Raw genomic sequence first — 18,366 nt, 5'->3', positions numbered from 1 at the left:
GCGATGCACGGTCCGTAGGGAAGGGGCCGCACATGACGCAACAAATCCAAGAACAACCCGCTCCGAACGAGCAGTACGTCAGCCATTTCACCGAGCTGATGCAGGACGTCAAGGACGCCGGGCTCCTCGAGCGCAAGCACGGCTACTACTGGTTGCAGATCGGCGCGCACGTCGCTGCGTTCTTCGCCATCTGGGTGGGCTTCTTCCTGCTCGGCAACTCGTGGTTCCAGCTGATCCTCGCTGCAGCGCTCGGCGTGATCGTCACCCAGTTCGGATTCCTCGGTCACGATGCCGCGCACCGCCAGATGTTCACGTCAGGCAAATGGAACTCGTGGACCGCGCGAATCCTGGCCGGCGCGTTCGCTGGGCTGAGCTTTGCCTGGTGGCGCAACAAGCACGCCATGCACCACAAGGGTCCGAACCTCGAGGGTTACGACCCCGACATCGGTCCCGGCGCGATCGCGTTCACGCCCGACATCGTCGCGCAACGTACGAGCGGGTTCGCCGGCTGGTTCGTGAAGCGTCAGGGTTGGCTGTTCTTCCCGTTGCTGACGCTCGAAGGCCTCAACCTGCACGCTGAGAGCATTCGCGCCGCCCGCGACAAGAGCTCCAACCAGCCATGGCGTCGTACGGAGCTGTTCCTCGTCGTCACTCGACTCACGGTCTACGTTGCGATCCTGCTGACGTTCCTGCCGCTCGGCAAGGCGCTCTCATTCTTCGCGATCCAGATGGCGGTGTTCGGGTTCTGCCTCGGCGCTTCGTTCGCGCCTGCGCACAAGGGCATGCCGCTGATCCCGCCCGAGATGAAGCTCGACTTCCTGCGCCGCCAGGTCATGGTGTCGCGCAACGTCAAGGGCAACCCGGTCGTCGACTGGGCAATGGGCGGGCTCAATTACCAAATTGAGCACCATCTGTTCCCGAGCATGCCGCGCTGCAACCTCAAGAAGGCGCAGCCACTCGTACGCGCACATTGCGAGCGCGAAGGCATCAACTACATGGAGGTCGGGCTCTTCCACTCGTACGCGATCGTCGTCGACTACCTCAACAACGTCGGCCTTCGTGCGCGTGACCCGTTCGACTGTCCACTCTCCGCGCAGCTGCGCGGCGGTGTCTAAGAACGCTTCTTGGTGAACGCGCCGCGACGGCTGCGAGCGATCAGGGCGGCTGTCGTACGGCCCTTGCCGCGCGTGACGTCCGGTTCCTTGCCCTTGCCGATGCGATGCAGCTGGTCCTCGTGCCAGGCGAGGTCCACGGCGCTGTTGATGGCCTTCACGTCCACCACCTTGCCCAGCAAGCCGCCCTTGTAGCCGACAGAGTGCGACTCGATCCGTGACTCGTCGGACTCGAGGAGGGTGTTGCCAGCATGCGGCGTAGTTGCCGTCGGACGGCCGAGGCCGATCAGGTCGCAATCGCCTGAGGCCAGCGCGGATTCCATTGCCACACGCGTGCGGTTGCCGCCGGTGACGGCGAGCGGGATGCTGCCGGCGACGTCGCGGATGGCGCGCGCGTACTCCAGGAAGTACGCCTCGCGGTCGCGGGTGCTCTTGGCGGCGCTACCCATCATGGCTGGGGCTTCGTAACTGCCTCCGCTGACCTCAATGAGGTCGAGACCTTCGGTGGAGAGGGCGGCGACGACGTCGCGGGACTCCTCTTCGGTGAACCCGCCGCGCTGGAAGTCTGCGGAGTTGAGCTTGATGCCCACCGCGAAGCCGGGCGACACGCGAGACCTGATGCGCCGGACGACCTCGAGCACGAAGCGCATACGACGCTCGGGGTCGCCTCCCCACTCGTCGTCGCGAACGTTGGAGAGTGGCGAGAGGAACTGTGCGACGAGATAGCCGTGAGCGGCGTGCACCTGTACGCCGTTGAACCCTGCGGTCTCTGCAACAGCAGCGGTAGTCGCGAACCGATCGATGATGTTCTCGATCTCTGCGTTCGTCAGTTCACGTGGTTTTGAGGCTCCGGGGATCTTGACGGCGATCGGGCTGGGGGCAACGGGGCGCTGGCGCACCGCGGCGAGGTTGGCCTGTCGGCCGGGATGGTTGATCTGCATCCAGATCGGGGTGCCGGTGTCCTGGGTGGACTTGGCCCAGCGTGACAGAGCGTCGAGATCGCGCTCGTCCTCGATCACGACATTGCCCGGCTCGCCGATCTGGGTGCGGTCGACCATGACGTTCCCGGTGACCAGGAGGCCGTAGCCGCCTCTGCCCCAGGTGCTGTAGAGCTGGTCGAGCTTGGGCGTCGGCGCGTGGTTCTTGTCGCCGAGCACCTCGCTCATCGCCGACTTCATCAGTCGGTTGGGGAGTACTTGGCCGCAGGGGAGTGTCAACGAGTCGTGCAGGGTGGTCATGGGAGTCCGTTCGCGGCAATGTTCGTCAGATGGCGAGATACCGATGGTATCTCAAACCGAACCAGCCGTCAGTTGACCTGGCGGTCGTGGCCGTCCCAGAACGGCTGGCGAAGCTTGAACTTCTGGAGCTTGCCGGTCGCCGTACGGGCCAATTCGTCGCGGAACTCGATGCGCTTGGGGCACTTGTAGCCCGCCAGGTGCTGACGGCAGTGCTCGATCAACCCCGCCTCGTCGACGGTGGGCTCGTCAGGATCGAGCACGATCAACGCGGTGATGAGCTCGCCCCACTTCTCGTCCGGGATGCCGATGACGGCAACCTCCCTGACCGCGGGGTGTGACATGAGTGCGTCCTCAACCTCGATTGACGACACGTTCTCGCCCCCGGTGATGATGACGTCCTTCTTGCGGTCGGCGATCGAGATGTAGCCGTCCTCGAACGTGCCACCGTCGCCGGTGTGGAACCAGTTGCCGGCCTGCGCCTCGGCGGTGGCCTCGGGGTTGTCCCAATAGGACGCGAGGTTGTGGTTGGACTGGGCCAACACCTCGCCGTGCTCGTCGATCTTCATGCGTACGCCGACGGCCGGTGCTCCAGCGCGACCCAGGTTGAGGGCCTGCTGGTGCGGGTCGAGGTCATCCCACTCGGCACGCATGCGCGACATCGTCAGCAGCGGTGCCGTCTCGGTGAGTCCGTAGATCTGGATGAACTCCCAGCCGAGCTCCTCACGTACGCGCTCGATCGTGCGAGTCGGCGGGGGAGCGCCAGCGACGATGATGCGTACGCGGTCGCGTCCGGGGATCTCGCCTTCCCAGGTCTTGGCGCCGTCCAGTGCCGCGGCGACCACTGCTGGAGCAGCGCACATGTAGGTGACGCCATGCTTCTCGATGCGCTTGAGGATCTCGGTGCCGTCGACCTGGCGCAGCACGATGTGAGTCGCGCCCATTGCGGTGGCCGTGAACGGCATGCCCCAGCCGTTGGCGTGGAACATCGGCAGCGTGTGCAGATAGACATCGCGGTCCGACACCGAGGCCTGCCAGCCGAAGACTGCTGCGTTGAGCCAGTTGTTGCGGTGGGTGAGCTGTACGCCCTTGGGCCTCGCAGTGGTGCCTGACGTGTAGTTAATCGTCGCTGTCGCGCCTTCATCGCCGGCCCACGGCTCGGGCTCGTTGGTCGAGCCCCAGATCGCGTTATCGTCTTCGCCGAGCACGAAGGTCCGCTTGCACTCGATTTCGTCGACCAGATGGCGCAGGTCGGGGTCGACCATCAGCACCTCGGCGCCGGAGTGCTCGACGATGTAGCGGATCTCAGCGACTGCGAGCCGGAAGTTCACCGGAACCAGCACTCGACCCCATCCGGAGACGCCGAAGAACGATGTCAGCATCCGCGCGGAGTTCTGCGACACGATCGCCACTCGACCGCCGACCGGCACACCCATCTCGTCGAGTGACGCGGCCTGCGCACGTGCGCGACGGCCGAGCTCGGCGTACGTGACCTCGCCCCACGACTCGGCGGGCTGGTTGGGCTCGTCGATCACGGCGATGCGGTCGGGATAGACCGTCACCGCGCGATCGAGGAAGTCGTTCACGGTGAGCGGGAAGAACACAGCAGCCTCCGGAAAGTGACATCGTCGATGTAACGGTGCTCTCATTCTTACCCGTCACAGCGAAAAGACCCTACGGTGATCCGATGACCTACTTCGTCACTGGCGCCACAGGCTTCATCGGCCGCCGATTTCTGGTTGATCTCGTCGCCACCCGCAAGGGCCCGATCCATGTACTCGTCCGTCCCGGCTCCGAGGACAAGCTTGAACGTTTCGCCTACCAGTGGGGTCGCTCGTCGCGGGTGAAGATCGTCTCCGGCGAGCTGACTGAGTCGCGCCTGGGTGTCAGCGACGACTGGATTGCCGAGAACACCGGCAAGATCAAGCACGTCTTCCATCTCGCGGCGTCATACGACATGACCGCATCCAAGCGCGAGAACGATGCACTCAACCTCGACGGCACGCGCCATGCGCTTGAGCTGGCAGAGGCAGTCAACGCGGGCACGTTCCATCAGGTCTCGTCGATCGCCGCTGCCGGCGACTTCCACGGCCGGTTCACCGAGGACATGTTCGACGAGGGCCAGGGCTTCCCGTCGGACTACCACCGCACCAAGTTCGGCTCCGAGAAGCTCGTACGTGACACCGCGACGATGCCGTGGCGTGTCTACCGACCCGCGATCGTCGTCGGCGACTCCGAGACGGGCGAGATCGACAAGATCGACGGCCCCTACTACTTCCTTCCGCTGCTCAAGGGACTCCGCGACCATCTGCCGGCCTGGCTGCCGCTCGCCGCCGCGGGGCTCGGCAAGACGAACATCGTGCCAGTCGACTTCGTCGCGAAGGCGATGAACGAGCTGGCTCACCAGCCAGGACTCGACGGCCGCGCGTTCCACCTGGTCAACCCGACACCTCAGTCCAACCTCGACGTCATGGCGACCTTGGCCGGGGCCGCGGGTGCGCCGCAGATCAAGCTGTCGATCGACAACGCAGTGACGGACCGGGTCACCGACACGTTCTTGAGCTCGGTCGTCGCCAAGGTCGTCGACTCGGGCCCGGGTCACGCGATTGCGCAGGCCACGACTGGCCGACTCGGCGTACCGCCCGAAGTGCTCGCCCACCTCAACTTGCCGACGACGTTCGATGCGACTGCCACCACAGCTGCACTCGCGGAGTCCGGCATCGAAGTGCCGCCGCTCGAGTCGTACGCCTCGGCGATCTGGGACTACTGGGAGCAGAACCTCGACCCGACAATCCGCGCCGACCGCGGAACGCGTGCTGCGGTGAAGGGGACGACCATCGTCATCACCGGTGCGACGTCCGGCATCGGCAAGGCCTCGGCCTTGCGGCTCGCAGCACTCGGCGCCCACGTGATCCTGGTGGCGCGAGGTGTGGAGGCGCTCGAGCTGTCTGTCGCCGAGATCCGTGCTCGTGGTGGCAGTGCCGACGCCTACCCGTGCGATCTCGCTGACCTCGACGCCATCGATGAGCTGGTCAAGAACCTGAACACCGACTTCGAAGCCATCGACTTCCTGGTCAACAACGCCGGCCGATCGATCCGTCGTTCACTGCGTTTGTCGTACGACCGCTTCCACGACTACGAGCGCACGATGCAGCTCAACTACTTCGGCGCGATCCGACTCGTGATGGGCCTGACCCCCGCGATGGCGAAGCGCCGTAAGGGTCACATCATCAACGTCTCGTCGATCGGTGTGCAGACCAATGCGCCTCGCTTCTCGGCGTATGTCGCATCAAAGGCGGCCCTCGATGCGTGGACGCGGGTCGTGAGCTCGGAGCTGTACGACCGCAACGTCACCTTCACCACGATCCACATGCCGCTCGTACGTACGCCGATGATCGCGCCCACCAAGCTGTATGACCGCTTCCCGGCGATCAGCCCGGCGCAGGCTGCCGAGATGGTGCTCAAGGCGATCCGCGACAAGCCGCACGAGATCAATACCCTCGGAGGCACGGCGGGCGAAATCGGTCACGCGCTCGCACCACACGCGGCGTTCCGACTGCTCAACCGCGCGTACAAGCTGTTCCCCGACTCAACAGCGGCACGCGGCGACGACGCCGCCAAGGACGCGACCCGCGAGCAGCTGACGCTGGCTCGCATCCTCAAGGGCGGTCACTGGTAACAAGCACTCGTGTCGCGCGGGGTTCGGTGCGATCCGGCGTGGTGAGATGAGACATGCGTACGCTCGCAGTCGCCCTGCTCCTGGTCCTCGCGGGCTGTGGTGGTGGCGGCGAGACGCCCGAGCCGAAGGCGACTGCGACGGCGACCAAGGCAACCGCCAAGGCGACGATTGCCGCGCCGACAGGTACGCCGGCGCCCGAGGCGTTGTCGCTCTTCCGGTGCGCCAAGGACACCAAGGGCAGGTGGCGAGCGTCGGGCACGATCGCCAACGACGGCAAGAAGCAGGCGACCTATCAGGTCACTGTCTACATCGGTGAGGCCGCGGGCAGCGACGAGAAGGCCAAGACCAAGCAGCTTGCCAACATCCAGGCGGGTGGTTCGGCAAAGTTCGTGATTGTGAAGGTGCCAGCCCCGAAGGATGGCGGACCCTGCCACGTCCAGGTCCTCCGCCGGTGACCGAGCGGTTCTAAGGCCTCACTAAAGTGGCGGGATGACCACAGCCCCTGTCACCTGGACCGCCGCCGGAGAGTACGAGGACATCTCGTACGAAACGTCGCCCGAAGGCATCGCCAAGATCACGATCTGCCGGCCCGAGGTGCACAACGCATTCCGCCCGCAGACGATCATCGAAATCGGCTTGGCTCTCACGGTTGCACGCGAGGACGAGAAGGTCGGCGTCGTCATCCTCACGGGCCAGGGCGACAAGGCGTTCTGCTCGGGCGGAGACCAGCGCGTACGCGGTGACAGCGGCTACAAGACTGACGAGAACGCGGTCGGGCGCTTCCACGTGACGGATCTGCACGTTCAGATGCGACGCATGCCCAAGCCGATCGTTGCCCAGGTCGCAGGTTGGGCCATCGGTGGCGGCCACGTGCTGCACCTCGTATGCGATCTGACGATTGCTGCAGACAACGCCGTCTTCGGCCAGGTCGGTCCCAAGGTTGGATCGTTCGACGGTGGCTATGGCGCCAGCGTTCTGTCGGACCTCGTCGGCCCCAAGAAGGCCAAGGAGATCTGGATGCTGTGCCGTCAGTACGACGCCCAGCAGGCTCTCGACATGGGCCTCGTCAACACGGTCGTGCCGCTCGCCGAGCTCGAGGCGGAGACCATCCAGTGGTGCCGCGAGATGCTCGAGCTCTCCCCGTACGCGTTGCGGTTGAGCAAGGCGAGCTTCCACGCGCACGAAGACGGCTATGCCGGCATCCAGCAGTTGGCGCATGACACCAACTTGTTGTTCTACGGCAACGCCGAGGCGCAGGAAGGTCGCGAGGCCTACAAGGCCAAGCGCAAGCCCGACTTCAGCCAGTTCCCCAAGAGGGCTTAGTCCCAAGCGGGCTTAAGCGCGGGAGATTTCGACCATCTCGTCGCGGGGGACGACCTTGATGCGCGGACGTCCGACTGCTTCGCCGAGGGCGATCTCGTGCTCTTCGAGCTTCTCGAAGCCGTCCCACGTCGTGTACTCGAGGCCGCGACCGTCGAGGTAGCGATCAACTGCCTCGCGCTCGGGCTGCTCGGGTGCGACGAGCTTGTCGATGTCGGCGAGCAGCAGCTCGATCGTGTGAGCAGCGTCGGACTTGGTGTGGCCGATCAGGCCGACGGGTCCGCGCTTGATCCAACCGGTGACGTACGCGCCGGGCAGCGGTTCGCCGTCGATGTCGATGACGCGTCCACCGTCGTTGGGAACCGTGGCGGTGCCGTTGTCGAACGGCAGGCCGGCGAGGTTGTCGGAGCGGTAGCCGACAGCGCGGTAGACCGCCTGCACGGGCCAGTCCTTGAACTCGCCGGTTCCGCGTACGTTGCCGGTGCCGTCGAGCTCGGTGACCTCGGTACGCAGTCCGATCACCTTCCCGTCCTCGCCGAGGACCTCGACGGGGTTCTGGCAGAAGTGGATGTGGATGCGGTGGTCGGCGCCGGTCGGTTCCTTGGCCAGGTAGTTCTGCAGCACGTCGACGACGAGCTTGACCGACTTCGAGCCACGGATTGCCTCCATCGAACCCTCGTCGAGCTCAAAGCCCTCGGGGTGCACGATGACGTCGACGTTGGGGGAGTGCGACAGCTCGCGCAGCTCCATCGGGGTGAACTTCACCTGGGCAGGACCGCGACGCGCGAACACGTGGACGTCCTTGGCGGCATTCGCCTTGAGTCCGCGGTAGACGTTGTCCGGGATCTCGGTGACGAGCTGCTCGTCGGCTGTTTTGGCGAGCATGCGGGCGACGTCGAGCCCAACGTTGCCGACGCCGAGAACGGCGACCGACTCGGCGGCAGGGTCGAATGGCCAGTCACGGGGTACGTCGGGGTGGCCGTCGTACCAGTAGACGAAGTCGGCTGAGCCGAACGAGCCCTTGAGGTTGATACCGGGGATGTCGAGATCGCGGTCGGCACGAGCGCCGGTCGCGAAGATGACCGCGTCGTAGAACTGCTGCAGGTGATCGAGCTTGAGGTCGGCGCCGTAGTTGACGTTGCCAAAGAAGCGGATGCCGTCGTGGGAGAGCACGCGCTTGAGCGCCTTGATGATCTCCTTGATGCGCGGGTGGTCCGGCGCAACGCCGTAGCGGATCAGGCCGAACGGCGTGGGGTCGCGATCAATGATGTCGATCGTGACGTCGACCTCAGACTTCGTCAGGATGTCCGCGGCGTAGATACCTGCGGGACCGGCGCCGATCACGGCGACACGCAACTGCCTGGTCATGCTCACTCCTGGGAAGAAAGGGCTAGCTCTTAGGCGAGCCTAAGTGGCGGGTTCAAGCCTCTCTCAAAGTGTCTTGCGATGCGAACGCGATCCATGTGGCATGAGTCACAGAACCTTGTAGGGTTCGGAGCCGGGGGCTGCATCGTCAAAGGAGCGTCATGGGTCTGATCTCGCCCACCTTGCCGAAGTTTGATGTCGACGAATGGCGAGCCAAGTCGCGGGCTGAGCGCACCAAGGCGCTGCAGCAGCACTGGGCGATCTACGGATTCGGTACGCCGTACGCGATCTACATCCTCTACACGCTCAAGATCGGCCTCTACATCCTTGGCGGCCTGCTGTTCGCCGCCTCTACTCCCGGCATCGGCGGACTCGGCAACGTGAGCGACTGGTGGTTCGAGCCGGTCGTCTTCCAGAAGGTCATCATCTGGACGTTGCTATTCGAAGTCCTCGGCTTTGGCTGTGGCTTCGGCCCGTTGACGATGCGCTTCCTGCCACCGCTTGGCACGTTCCTCTACTGGCTTCGCCCCGGCACGATCCGTCAGCCTCCGTGGCCCGACGTCGTACGCGGTACGGCGGGTTCGCGCCGCACGATCGTCGACATTGTGCTCTATCTCGGCGTGATTGCCGCAGCCGTGTACGTACTGCTCTCGCCTGCGGATCGGGCCGTGACCGGTCTGGGCGACGACGCCTTCAACCTCATCGAACCGGCCCGCTTCCTGCCGCTGCTGATCGTTCTGCCGATCATGGGACTCCGCGACAAGACGATCTTCCTGGCGGCTCGTTCAGAGCACTACTGGGTCACGGCGATCGTGTTCCTGTTCCCGTTCGTCGACATGATCGTGGCCGCCAAGCTGCTCATGGTTGCGATCTGGTGGGGCGCGGCTACGTCCAAGCTCAACGGCCACTTCCCGTTCGTCGTGTCCACGATGATGAGCAACGCACCTCTGGTGCCCAAGGCGGTCAAGCGCCGGCTCTGGCGCGATGCGGAGTTCGACGTCCGACCCGGATTGCTCGCCCGGGCGCTCGCTCACGGTGGCACCGTCATCGAGTTCGGCGTGCCACTGATCCTCTTGCTTTCGCGCGGTGGCTGGGTCACCACGATCGCGCTGATCATCATGATCCTGTTCCACCTGCAGATTCTCAGCGCGATCCCCATGGGTGTGCCATTGGAGTGGAACGTCCTGATGATGTTCGGCGCCGTGTTCTTGTTCGGCCGCTACTCCGAGTACGGATTCACCGATGTCACCGAGCCTTTCCTGCCGTATGGGCTGTTGGCCCTGGTGGTCGCGACGATCGTCGCCGGCAACCTGCGTCCTGACCTGTTCTCGTTCCTGCCGTCGATGCGCTACTACGCCGGTACGTGGGCAACGTCGGTCTGGCTGTTCGCCGAAGGCGCCGAGGACACGTACGCCGCCAAGGTCACCAAGTCGGCACAGCTCCCGCATCGCCAGCTGGCCAAGCTGTACGACGAGGACACGGTCGACCTGATGATCGGCAAGCTGGGCGCTTGGCGTGGGCTCCATACGCACGGGCGTGCCATGGTGGGGCTCTACCCGCACGCGGCTGAGGATCACGAGAAGCGGACGATCTTTGACGGCGAGATGGTGGCCGGATCGGCGATCGGTTGGAACTTCGGTGATGGCCACCTGCACGGTGAAGCGTTGCTTGCCGCGATCCAGGACCAGTGCCAATTCGAGCCGGGTGAACTGCGCGTCATCATGATGGAGTCGCCGCCGTTCTTCCGCCCGGTCCAGCGCTACCGCATCGTCGATGCGGCAACCGGAGTGATCGAGACCGGTGAGGTCGAGGTCGCCGAGATGCTGACTCGGCAGCCGTGGGACGGCTCCCTGCCGTTCAACAACGTGCACCGCCCGTAGGCTCGAACACATGACTACTGCCGTCGTCGTGGGCTCCGGCCCCAACGGGCTTGCCGCCGGTGTCGTGCTCGCGCGCGCCGGTGTCGGCGTGACGGTGCTGGAAGCCGAGGACGAGATCGGTGGAGGGATGCGCTCGGGAGAGCTCACGATCCCCGGACTCGTGCACGACATCTGCTCGGCGACGCATCCGACGGCTGTGGCGTCACCGTTCTTCCGGTCGCTCGAGCTGGAGCGCCACGGACTCGAGTGGCTGTGGCCCGAAGTCGACGCCGCGCACCCGATCGACGGCGGTCGTGCCGGCGTCATGTTTCGCGACCTCGATCGCACCGCCGAGATGCTCGACGCGGACGGCGATGCCTGGCGCAAGCTCTACGCCCCGCTGGTCAAGAACAGTGATGCGCTGATCGACGAGCTGTTCCGGCCGATCGTTCACGTACCGAAGCACCCGTTCATGCTGGCGGGCTTCGGTGCACGCGCGATGCAGCCGGCCTCGTGGATTGCGCGTCGCTGGAAGACGGATGAAGCTCGTGGCCTGTTCGCCGGACTCGCAGCGCACGCGATCCACCCGCTCAACAAGCCGACCACCGGCGGTCTCGGACTGATGTTTGGCATGACGAGCCATGCGTATGGGTGGCCTGTCGCCAAGGGTGGTTCTGCTTCGATTGCGAGCGCGCTGGCTGCCGAGATCACGCAGCACGGCGGCAAGATCGAGACGGGTCATCGGGTGACCGAACGACCCCAGGCCGACATCGTCATGTTCGACACGACCCCCGACAGCGTGCTCAAGATCGTCGGCGATGAGTTGCCGGGACGGGTGCAGCGCCCGTTCAAGAAGTGGCGTCGGGGCCCAGGTGTCTTCAAAGTCGACTTCGCCGTCGACGGCGGCGTCCCGTGGACCAATGAGTGGGCACGCAAGGCTGGCACGGTCCATGTTGCCGGCACGTTCGAGCAGCTCAACGCGGCGGAGAAGGAAGTCGCCGCCGGCCGTATGCCGGAACGCCCCTTCCTCCTCGTATGTCAGCAGTACCTCGCCGATCCGGGTCGTTCGGTCGGCGACGTGCACCCCGTGTGGGCGTACGCGCACGTGCCGCAGGGCTACACCGGCGATGCGACCGAAGCCCTGATCGCGCAGATCGAGCGGTTCGCGCCAGGTTTCCGCGAGCGCATCGTGGCGCAGGCCGTGAGTGGACCGGCGCAGCTTGAAGCGCACAACTCCAACTACCTCGGCGGTGACATCGCTGGCGGCGCCAACGACGCATGGCAAGTCGTGATGCGTCCGCGACTGTCGCCCAATCCATACTCGCTGGGCATCAAGGGGCTCTACCTCTGCTCGGCGTCGACGCCTCCCGGCGCGGGTGTGCACGGCATGGGCGGATTCCGCGCCGCTACCCATGCTGTGGCCAACCTGTGAAGATGGCGAAGCAGGAACTCACCCCAGAGCACTCTCGTTCTACCCAATGAAACGTCACCGATCAGTCCACGACCCAGGAGTCCGACCGATGAAGCTCCCCACTCACAAGAAGTTCCTCTCCGCGACGGCTGCGGCGTCGGTGCTGCTGCTCACGGCGGCGTGCGGCGGCGGTAGTGATCCCGCCGATACGTCTCCAACTACGTCCGCGACGTCGTCGACCGCCACTGACAGCACTTCGTCCACCGGCACGTACAAAGACGGTGTCTACGAGGCCGAGGCCGAGTACTCCAACCCGGCCGGCGTGTCGAAGGTCAAGGTTGAGGTCACGCTCGCCGATGGCGTGATCTCCGTCGTCAAGGTCACTCCCGAGGCTACGAACGGCACGTCGAAGGGCTTCCAGCAGAAGTTCGCCAGTGGAATCGCCCCCGCGGCGGTCGGCAAGAGCATCGACGAGCTCGACATCAGCAAGGTCTCCGGATCATCGCTGACCTCGCAGGGCTTCAACCAAGCGATCGAACAGATCAAGGCTGATGCCACCGCCTGACGCCTGGCAGTTCGAGGCGATAGGCACGGCCTGGCAGATCGACACCGCCTCGCCGCTCACTCCAGAGACACGCGACGCGATCACGGCGCGCATCGAGTCATTCGATGCCGCCTGGTCGCGTTTTCGCGACGACTCGCTGGTCAGCCAGATCGCCCGATCAGGCGGTACGTGGGAGCTTCCGGACGAGGCGGACAAGCTGCTTCGCCTCTATGCGGAGTTGTACGAGATCACCGACGGGGCGGTCACGCCGTTGATCGGGCGAGCGCTGGCTGATCTTGGCTATGACGCGAACTACTCGCTGACCGAACAAGCCGATCCGGCACCTGTTCCGTCGTGGGATGCGATTGCATGGCACCGCCCGTTCCTCACGAACCTCTCGCCCGTGCTGCTCGATGTCGGCGCCGCCGGAAAGGGCTTGCTGGTTGACCTGCTCGGAGACGTTCTCGAGGGCGCGGGCGTCGACTCGTACACGGTCGACGGCAGCGGCGACATGCTCCACAGATCGGACAAAGCGCTGCGCATCGCGCTGGAGCATCCAGCCGACACATCGCGGGCGATCGGTGTGGCCGAGCTCGCCGCGGGTCAGGCGCTGTGCGCGTCGGCGACCAACCGTCGCGCGTGGGGCGATGGCTTGCATCACGTGCTCGACGGGCGTACGGGTCGGCCGACTGGCGACATCATCGCCACGTGGGTAATTGCTGACTCCTGCATGCTTGCCGACGGTCTTGCCACCGCGCTGTTCCTTGCCGAACCAGCCCAGCTCATGCCACGTTTCACCTACGAGTTTGTACGCATGCACGCCGACGGCCGCGTCGAGTGGTCGCCGGAGTTCCCCGGAGAGGTGTTCGCATGATCGACAAGGTCAGAGATCTGCTGGACCGTCAGCTCGGGCGGGTGACGATGTATCGCCTCGTCACGATCGTGCTCAGCGTGCTGGCGGCGATCTACATCCTCTTCTCGGCGACTGGGGTGATCGACGGGGTCTCGGTCAAGCACGAGCTCATCTCTCTCGCCGTGCTGCTGGTGGTCTCGTACGGGTCCAACCGAATCTTCGCGCTGATCTGGCGCATCAAGCCGCACAGCGAGTCCTCGATCATCACCGGTCTGCTGCTGTTCTTCCTGTTCGTGCCGATGCTGTTCACCGACGTGGACAGCTACCTGTGGTTGGCCGCCGCGGCTGCGCTCGCCAATCTCTCGAAGTACGTGCTTGCCTGGCGCGGGCGACACATCTTCAACCCGGCCGCCGCGGGCGCGTTCATTGTGTACGCGGCGCAGCAGATTGCGGGCCGCGACTTCGGAACGACGGCGATCTGGCAGTCGGCGGCCAGCGACAAGATGCTGCCGTTCGTCGTGGTCGGCGCGTTCCTGGTCCTGTGGCGTACGCGGCGGATCGATGTCGGTCTGCTGTTCATCCTGCTCGCAGCTGTGCTGACCGTTGTCGCACTCAATGACCGCACCCCGGGCCTCGGCAATGCGATCGAATCAACGTTCAAGTCCTATCCCGTCATCTTCCTGGCCGGCTTCATGCTGAGCGAGCCGCTCACCCTGCCGCCGCGTCGCAAACAGCAACTCATCGTCGCGGCGGTTGTGGCGCTGGTGTTCGCGTACCCGAGCTACATCACGCTGCTTACGGACACTCCGCCGGACCTGGGCTGGGCCATGGGTCAGCCGCAGGAACTCTCACTGCTCGTCGGCAACCTGGTCGCCTTCGCGTTCTCTCGTCGTCGTGGCGTGGCCCTCGACCTCGTTGCCAAGCGCCAGCTGACCCCTGAGACGCATGAGTTCACGTTCAAGCCGAAGCGGCCTGTGGCGTTCCGGCCCGGTCAGTTCGCCGAGCTGACCCTCCCGCACAAAGGCTCGGACGGCAGAGGCCTGCGGCGCTCGTTCAGCATCTCCTCGCCGCCGGGTGCAGATGGCAACGTCACCTTCGCCCTCCGCGTGCCCGAGAAGTCGTCGAGCTTCAAGCGGGCCATGGTTGATCTCAAGCCGGGCGATCGCATCCACGCCACCGGTGTCGGCGGCGACTTCGTACTTCCGAAGGATCCATCCGTTCCTGTGGTGCTGATCGCCGGCGGCATCGGCATCACCCCGTTCATCAGCCAACTCCTTCACGAGCCGAAGCGCGATGCGGTGCTTGTCTACGGCGTCACGTCACCAGAAGAGATCCCGTACGCCGACGTGCTGGCTGGATTCCGGGTTGTGATCGTGTCACCAGTCGCCCCGGAACAGCTACCGACTCTGTGGCGTCACGTTGAAGCGCCGTTCGTATCGGTCGACCTGGTAGCGACAGCAGTGCCGGATCTGGATCGACGGCTTGCCTACATCTCGGGACCTCCCGCCATGGTCAACGCCGTACGCGCGGGACTGGTCAAGCGCTGCAAGCGCGTGAAGACGGACTACTTCACCGGCTACTGAGCACAAGCGAAAGGCCCCGCACCGTGTTGGTGCGGGGCCCTTCCTTTGGGTTGTTCAGGCTTGCCCAAGATCAAGCATTGGCGCGCTTGCGGGCTGCGAACGCGATACCCGAGGCGGTGACGACTCCGCCGCCGACGAGCAGCCAGGTGATGTCGAGTCCACTGTTGTCGCTGTCATCGGCGACCAGTTCAGTCTCGGCCGGACCGGCGACGAAGAGGTTCTCGCTGCGATCGATCGAGTCAGGCGAACCCTTGGCGCTGATGACCTTGACGACCTTCTTCTCTTCAACGACGTCAGCCTGGGGAACAACAACCTGCGGCTTCGGGGCCGGCTTGGGCTGCGGCTTGGGCTTGTTCGGCTTGGGTGCGTCCTTGATGGGGAAGTCTGGCTTGGGCTCAGGGTCTCCACCCTTGGGCTTGATGACGATGGGGAGGTCCTGGTCGTTGGGACCAGCAGTGGCTGCGGTCGCGTTGACCATGGTGAAACCGACAGTGGCGAGCGGGACTGCGATGACGAGGTTGCGGATGATGCGGTTCATGATTTCTCCTGTGGTTTTGGTGGTGTGGTTTTGGTGGTGTGGTTTTGGTGGTGTGTTTTTGGTGGTGTGTTTTTGAGTTGGTCTGTGGTGTTGCTTGTAGGTAGGAGCCACAGACCCCACAGGTCCTTACAACTTTTCCGAGGATCTTTTTTTTGAGCCACTTGGGCGGTGTGGTGGGATGAACGGGTGAGCGAGCTGCGCAGACCCCCATCCGTGACGATGGCCTGCATCTTTATCGGGCTGACCAGCCTGATCGTCTTCGGCAGCGTCACCTCAGCCCTGTCCAACTGGGGCTCGATCGAGCTGCAGGATGGCGTTCGGGACGTGCTCGACGATCCAGCATTCGACGGCGTTGACCTCACGGTTTCCCAAGCCATTGAGTGGCTGCGCCGTGCGGCGTACGCCGTGGTGGTCTTGACCATCGCCGGAGTGGTGTTCGCCGTGTTCACAACTCGCGGCGACCGAATCTCGCGGGTGAGCCTGACCGTGATGTGTGGGCTCGCGTTTGTGGGATTCATCGGTATTGGTGGGTTGGCAGGCATGCTGCCTGCTGTGCTCGCCGTCGTCTGCGCGACCCAGTTGTGGTCGCCGGATTCCCGAGCGTGGTTCGACGCAAAGAACGGCGTCGTGCGCCCCGCGGTTCCTCCGGTGCCCGGTTCGCCGATTGCAGGTCCTGTCGCTGCTCCGGCTGTTCCGTTGGAACAGCCCAAGTCCGTACGCATCGCCGGTCTGGTGGCGCTGATTGCGTCGTGGCTGGTCCTGATGTTCTCCGTGTACTACGCATTGATCTACGTGACGGCACGCGACTCATATGTCGACTCCCTCTCCAAGGGATCGACCAAGAAGATGCTTGACGAGTACGGGATCGCTCCATCGGATTTCGTCACCTGGATGTTCATCTTCTTCGTCGTATGTGGGGTTCTCGCGGTCCTGGCGTGCACAGCGGCGGCACTGATGCTGCGGGGTGTTCCGCGTGCGCGTACCGCGACGATCGTGCTCGCTGCGGTGTCCGTTCCGGTGTCATTTGTGTTCGTCGGAGTGGGCTGGCCATGGACGGCCGCGGCCGTGTTCGTGCTGGTCCAACTGCGACGCAGGCAGCCCCAGGGCGCATAGGGCACCCGCGGATTTCAGTGCACTGACATCTCACCGATAAACTGAAGTCATGGCCCAGAGTTCCCCGTCCCAGCGTCCGCACGTAGTCGTAGTCGGAGGCGGATTCGGTGGAATCGCAGCCGTCCGCAAGCTGAAGCGAGCCAACGTTGACGTCACGCTGATCGACCGCCACACGTACAACACCTTCCAGCCGTTGCTCTACCAAGTTGCGACCGCCAGCCTCAACCCCGGCGACGTCACTTGGTTCCTGCGCGCGATCCGCGCCAAGCAGAAGAACGTGCGTTTCATGAAGGGCACGGTCCTCACGATGGACCACGTCAACAAGACGCTGGGCCTCGAGAGCGGGCTTACCGTCTCGTACGACCACCTGATCATCGCCGCGGGTGTCACGACCAACTTCTTCGGCGTGCCCGGTGCTGAAGAGTTCGCGATGCCGCTCTACAAGCGCTCGCAGGCACTTGCCGTTCGTGACCGTATGTTTGCCGCGCTCGAGAACGCCGTGATCAACCGCACCGACGAGGACCTGCGCATCATCGTCGTCGGCGGTGGCGCGACCGGCGTTGAGACGGCTGGCGCCTTCGCCGAGCTGCGCAACAACGACATGCCGACGACCTACCCCGAGCTCGACCCCAAGAAGATGCACATCACGTTGATCGAGATGGGCCCCCACGTTCTGGCTCCGTTCCACCCCAACCTGCGCGAGTACGCCCGCAAGGCTCTCGAGAAGCGCGATGTTGACCTGCGCCTCGAGACCACGGTCAAGGAAGTACGCAGCGATGGTGTGGTGATCGCCAAGGGCGACAAGGAGGAGTTCCTCCAGGCAGGCATCGTTGTGTGGGCCAGCGGCATTACCGCGCACGCCACAATCCAGGACTGGAACCTCCCGCAGGGCCGCGGCGGTCGCATCGTGACCGGTGACGACTGGGATGTCGAGGGTCTCAAGGATGTCTACGCGATCGGTGACGTCGCGATCAGCCCCGATCCGCTGCCGCAGCTGGCGCAGCCGGCGATCCAGGCCGGCAAGCACGTCGCCAAGCTGATTGACCGTGCCCAGGACGGCAAGGGCATGAAGAAGTTCAAGTACAAGGACAAGGGCACGATGGCCACGATTGGTCGCGCGTCTGCGATCGCGCAAATCAAGGGCCTGCCTCGCCTCAAGGGCTTCCCGGCCTGGTTCATCTGGGTGGCGCTCCACGTTGCGACGTTGCTCGGCAACCGCAACCGCTTCGCCACGATGATCAACCTGACTGCCAAGTACCTCGCTTGGGGCAGCCACAACGCGATCGTCGGTGAGACTCCGCTGGTCATGGCCAACAACCCGACGACCGTGCGCGCGCTCGAGCAGCAGTACGGCGAGGGCAAGTCGCTGTCGCTGGCGAAGAAGGCCACGGCGGCCGCCAAGAAGGCCACGACCAAGAAGGCAGCCGCGAAGCCAGCAGCCAAGGCTCCTGCGAAGAAGGCTCCCGCGAAGGCAGCAGCCAAGGCTCCTGCGAAGAAGGCTCCCGCGAAGGCAGCAGCCAAGAAGACGCCGGCGAAGAAGGCACCCGCCAATACAGCCGCGAAGAAGTCCCCCGCGAAGCGCTCTTAGAGCTTCAGGCGGCTTGGTCGCGCATGGTGAAGTCGGTTGGTTCGGCGATCTGATGGGTTTTGATGTTGTGATGCCTTCGGCAGAGTGCCCGGAGGTTGGTGCCGTTGGTCGGACCGTCAGGTCTGGGAATCTCGTGGTCGAGGTCTGACTCCATCGACGGTCTGGA

15 protein-coding genes are annotated in these 18,366 nt (G+C 64.5%); 11 read left to right on the top strand and 4 right to left on the bottom strand.

The window, feature by feature from the left end:
• Window positions 1-32 precede the first annotated feature (32 nt).
• Window positions 33-1,115: a fatty acid desaturase family protein gene (locus J2X11_RS00075; protein ID WP_309964995.1), complete on the top strand. Its 1,083-nt coding sequence runs from the start codon at window positions 33-35 to the stop codon at window positions 1,113-1,115.
• Here the strand turns inward: J2X11_RS00075 and J2X11_RS00070 are convergent.
• Both J2X11_RS00070 and J2X11_RS00065 read right to left on the bottom strand, forming a co-directional pair.
• Window positions 1,112-2,350: an NADH:flavin oxidoreductase/NADH oxidase family protein gene (locus J2X11_RS00070; protein WP_309964992.1), complete on the bottom strand. Its 1,239-nt coding sequence runs from the start codon at window positions 2,348-2,350 to the stop codon at window positions 1,112-1,114. The genes J2X11_RS00075 and J2X11_RS00070 overlap by 4 nt on opposite strands.
• 68 nt (window positions 2,351-2,418) lie before the next feature.
• Window positions 2,419-3,951: an AMP-binding protein gene (locus J2X11_RS00065; RefSeq protein WP_309964990.1), complete on the bottom strand. Its 1,533-nt coding sequence runs from the start codon at window positions 3,949-3,951 to the stop codon at window positions 2,419-2,421.
• 83 nt (window positions 3,952-4,034) lie between these two features.
• Here J2X11_RS00065 and J2X11_RS00060 point away from each other — a divergent pair, with 83 nt between their 5' ends.
• The 3 genes from J2X11_RS00060 to menB are packed head-to-tail and all read left to right on the top strand — an operon-like array spanning window position 4,035 to window position 7,349.
• Window positions 4,035-6,026, top strand: coding sequence for an SDR family oxidoreductase (locus J2X11_RS00060; protein ID WP_309964987.1), 1,992 nt, complete (start codon window positions 4,035-4,037; stop codon window positions 6,024-6,026).
• A gap of 53 nt (window positions 6,027-6,079) precedes the next feature.
• A complete protein-coding gene (locus J2X11_RS00055; protein WP_309964984.1) occupies window positions 6,080-6,481 on the top strand; it encodes a hypothetical protein in 402 nt (133 codons plus the stop codon).
• A 34-nt stretch (window positions 6,482-6,515) separates the two neighbouring features.
• Window positions 6,516-7,349, top strand: coding sequence for a 1,4-dihydroxy-2-naphthoyl-CoA synthase (gene menB / locus J2X11_RS00050; RefSeq protein ID WP_309964981.1), 834 nt, complete (start codon window positions 6,516-6,518; stop codon window positions 7,347-7,349).
• 12 nt (window positions 7,350-7,361) lie between these two features.
• Here menB and J2X11_RS00045 read toward each other — a convergent pair whose 3' ends face one another.
• Window positions 7,362-8,714, bottom strand: coding sequence for an FAD-dependent oxidoreductase (locus J2X11_RS00045; protein WP_309964977.1), 1,353 nt, complete (start codon window positions 8,712-8,714; stop codon window positions 7,362-7,364).
• Between the two features lie 158 nt (window positions 8,715-8,872).
• On the opposite strand from J2X11_RS00045, the gene J2X11_RS00040 reads away from it, so the two are divergent.
• The 5 genes from J2X11_RS00040 (at window position 8,873) to J2X11_RS00020 (ending at window position 14,961) form a co-directional block, all read left to right on the top strand.
• Window positions 8,873-10,591, top strand: a complete 1,719-nt coding sequence (locus tag J2X11_RS00040; RefSeq protein WP_309964974.1) for a DUF3556 domain-containing protein — start codon at window positions 8,873-8,875, stop codon at window positions 10,589-10,591.
• A gap of 10 nt (window positions 10,592-10,601) precedes the next feature.
• On the top strand, window positions 10,602-12,002 hold the full coding sequence (locus J2X11_RS00035) for a phytoene desaturase family protein (protein WP_309964972.1): 1,401 nt from the start codon (window positions 10,602-10,604) through the stop codon (window positions 12,000-12,002).
• Window positions 12,003-12,090: 88 nt separating this feature from the next.
• Complete coding sequence (locus J2X11_RS00030) at window positions 12,091-12,546, top strand: FMN-binding protein (RefSeq protein WP_309964969.1); 456 nt, start codon at window positions 12,091-12,093, stop codon at window positions 12,544-12,546.
• Window positions 12,533-13,399 carry an FAD:protein FMN transferase gene (locus tag J2X11_RS00025; protein WP_309964967.1) on the top strand — a complete coding sequence of 289 codons (867 nt, stop codon included), beginning with the start codon at window positions 12,533-12,535 and terminating at the stop codon, window positions 13,397-13,399. Before J2X11_RS00030 ends, J2X11_RS00025 begins: the two co-directional genes overlap by 14 nt.
• Entirely contained in the window at window positions 13,396-14,961 is a 1,566-nt protein-coding gene (locus J2X11_RS00020; protein ID WP_309964964.1) for an FAD-dependent oxidoreductase, read from the top strand. The genes J2X11_RS00025 and J2X11_RS00020 overlap by 4 nt, the downstream gene beginning before the upstream one ends.
• 70 nt (window positions 14,962-15,031) lie before the next feature.
• Here the strand turns inward: J2X11_RS00020 and J2X11_RS00015 are convergent, their stop codons facing one another.
• Complete coding sequence (locus tag J2X11_RS00015; RefSeq protein ID WP_309964961.1) at window positions 15,032-15,499, bottom strand: hypothetical protein; 468 nt, start codon at window positions 15,497-15,499, stop codon at window positions 15,032-15,034.
• Window positions 15,500-15,685: 186 nt separating this feature from the next.
• Between J2X11_RS00015 and J2X11_RS00010 the strand changes: the two genes are divergently transcribed.
• Together J2X11_RS00010 and J2X11_RS00005 are read left to right on the top strand one after the other, a co-directional pair.
• Window positions 15,686-16,612 (top strand): hypothetical protein, encoded by a 927-nt coding sequence (locus J2X11_RS00010; RefSeq protein WP_309964958.1) that lies wholly within the window; start codon window positions 15,686-15,688, stop codon window positions 16,610-16,612.
• 49 nt (window positions 16,613-16,661) lie between these two features.
• Complete coding sequence (locus J2X11_RS00005) at window positions 16,662-18,200, top strand: NAD(P)/FAD-dependent oxidoreductase (protein WP_309964955.1); 1,539 nt, start codon at window positions 16,662-16,664, stop codon at window positions 18,198-18,200.
• Window positions 18,201-18,366 lie beyond the last annotated feature (166 nt).

This window comes from Aeromicrobium panaciterrae (genome assembly GCF_031457275.1).
GTDB lineage: Bacteria > Actinomycetota > Actinomycetes > Propionibacteriales > Nocardioidaceae > Aeromicrobium > Aeromicrobium panaciterrae_A.
This window is presented reverse-complemented; position numbering and strand designations above follow the sequence as displayed.

Bases quoted from the DNA above. Each gene is read 5' to 3' on its own strand.
- J2X11_RS00075 (WP_309964995.1), top strand. From the start codon at position 33: ATGACGCAACAAATCCAAGAACAACCCGCTCCGAACGAGCAGTACGTC.
- J2X11_RS00070 (WP_309964992.1), bottom strand. From the start codon at position 2,350: ATGACCACCCTGCACGACTCGTTGACACTCCCCTGCGGCCAAGTACTC.
- J2X11_RS00060 (WP_309964987.1), top strand. From the start codon at position 4,035: ATGACCTACTTCGTCACTGGCGCCACAGGCTTCATCGGCCGCCGATTT.
- J2X11_RS00055 (WP_309964984.1), top strand. From the start codon at position 6,080: ATGCGTACGCTCGCAGTCGCCCTGCTCCTGGTCCTCGCGGGCTGTGGT.
- menB (WP_309964981.1), top strand. From the start codon at position 6,516: ATGACCACAGCCCCTGTCACCTGGACCGCCGCCGGAGAGTACGAGGAC.
- J2X11_RS00045 (WP_309964977.1), bottom strand. From the start codon at position 8,714: ATGACCAGGCAGTTGCGTGTCGCCGTGATCGGCGCCGGTCCCGCAGGT.
- J2X11_RS00040 (WP_309964974.1), top strand. From the start codon at position 8,873: ATGGGTCTGATCTCGCCCACCTTGCCGAAGTTTGATGTCGACGAATGG.
- J2X11_RS00035 (WP_309964972.1), top strand. From the start codon at position 10,602: ATGACTACTGCCGTCGTCGTGGGCTCCGGCCCCAACGGGCTTGCCGCC.
- J2X11_RS00030 (WP_309964969.1), top strand. From the start codon at position 12,091: ATGAAGCTCCCCACTCACAAGAAGTTCCTCTCCGCGACGGCTGCGGCG.
- J2X11_RS00025 (WP_309964967.1), top strand. From the start codon at position 12,533: ATGCCACCGCCTGACGCCTGGCAGTTCGAGGCGATAGGCACGGCCTGG.
- J2X11_RS00020 (WP_309964964.1), top strand. From the start codon at position 13,396: ATGATCGACAAGGTCAGAGATCTGCTGGACCGTCAGCTCGGGCGGGTG.
- J2X11_RS00015 (WP_309964961.1), bottom strand. From the start codon at position 15,499: ATGAACCGCATCATCCGCAACCTCGTCATCGCAGTCCCGCTCGCCACT.
- J2X11_RS00005 (WP_309964955.1), top strand. From the start codon at position 16,662: ATGGCCCAGAGTTCCCCGTCCCAGCGTCCGCACGTAGTCGTAGTCGGA.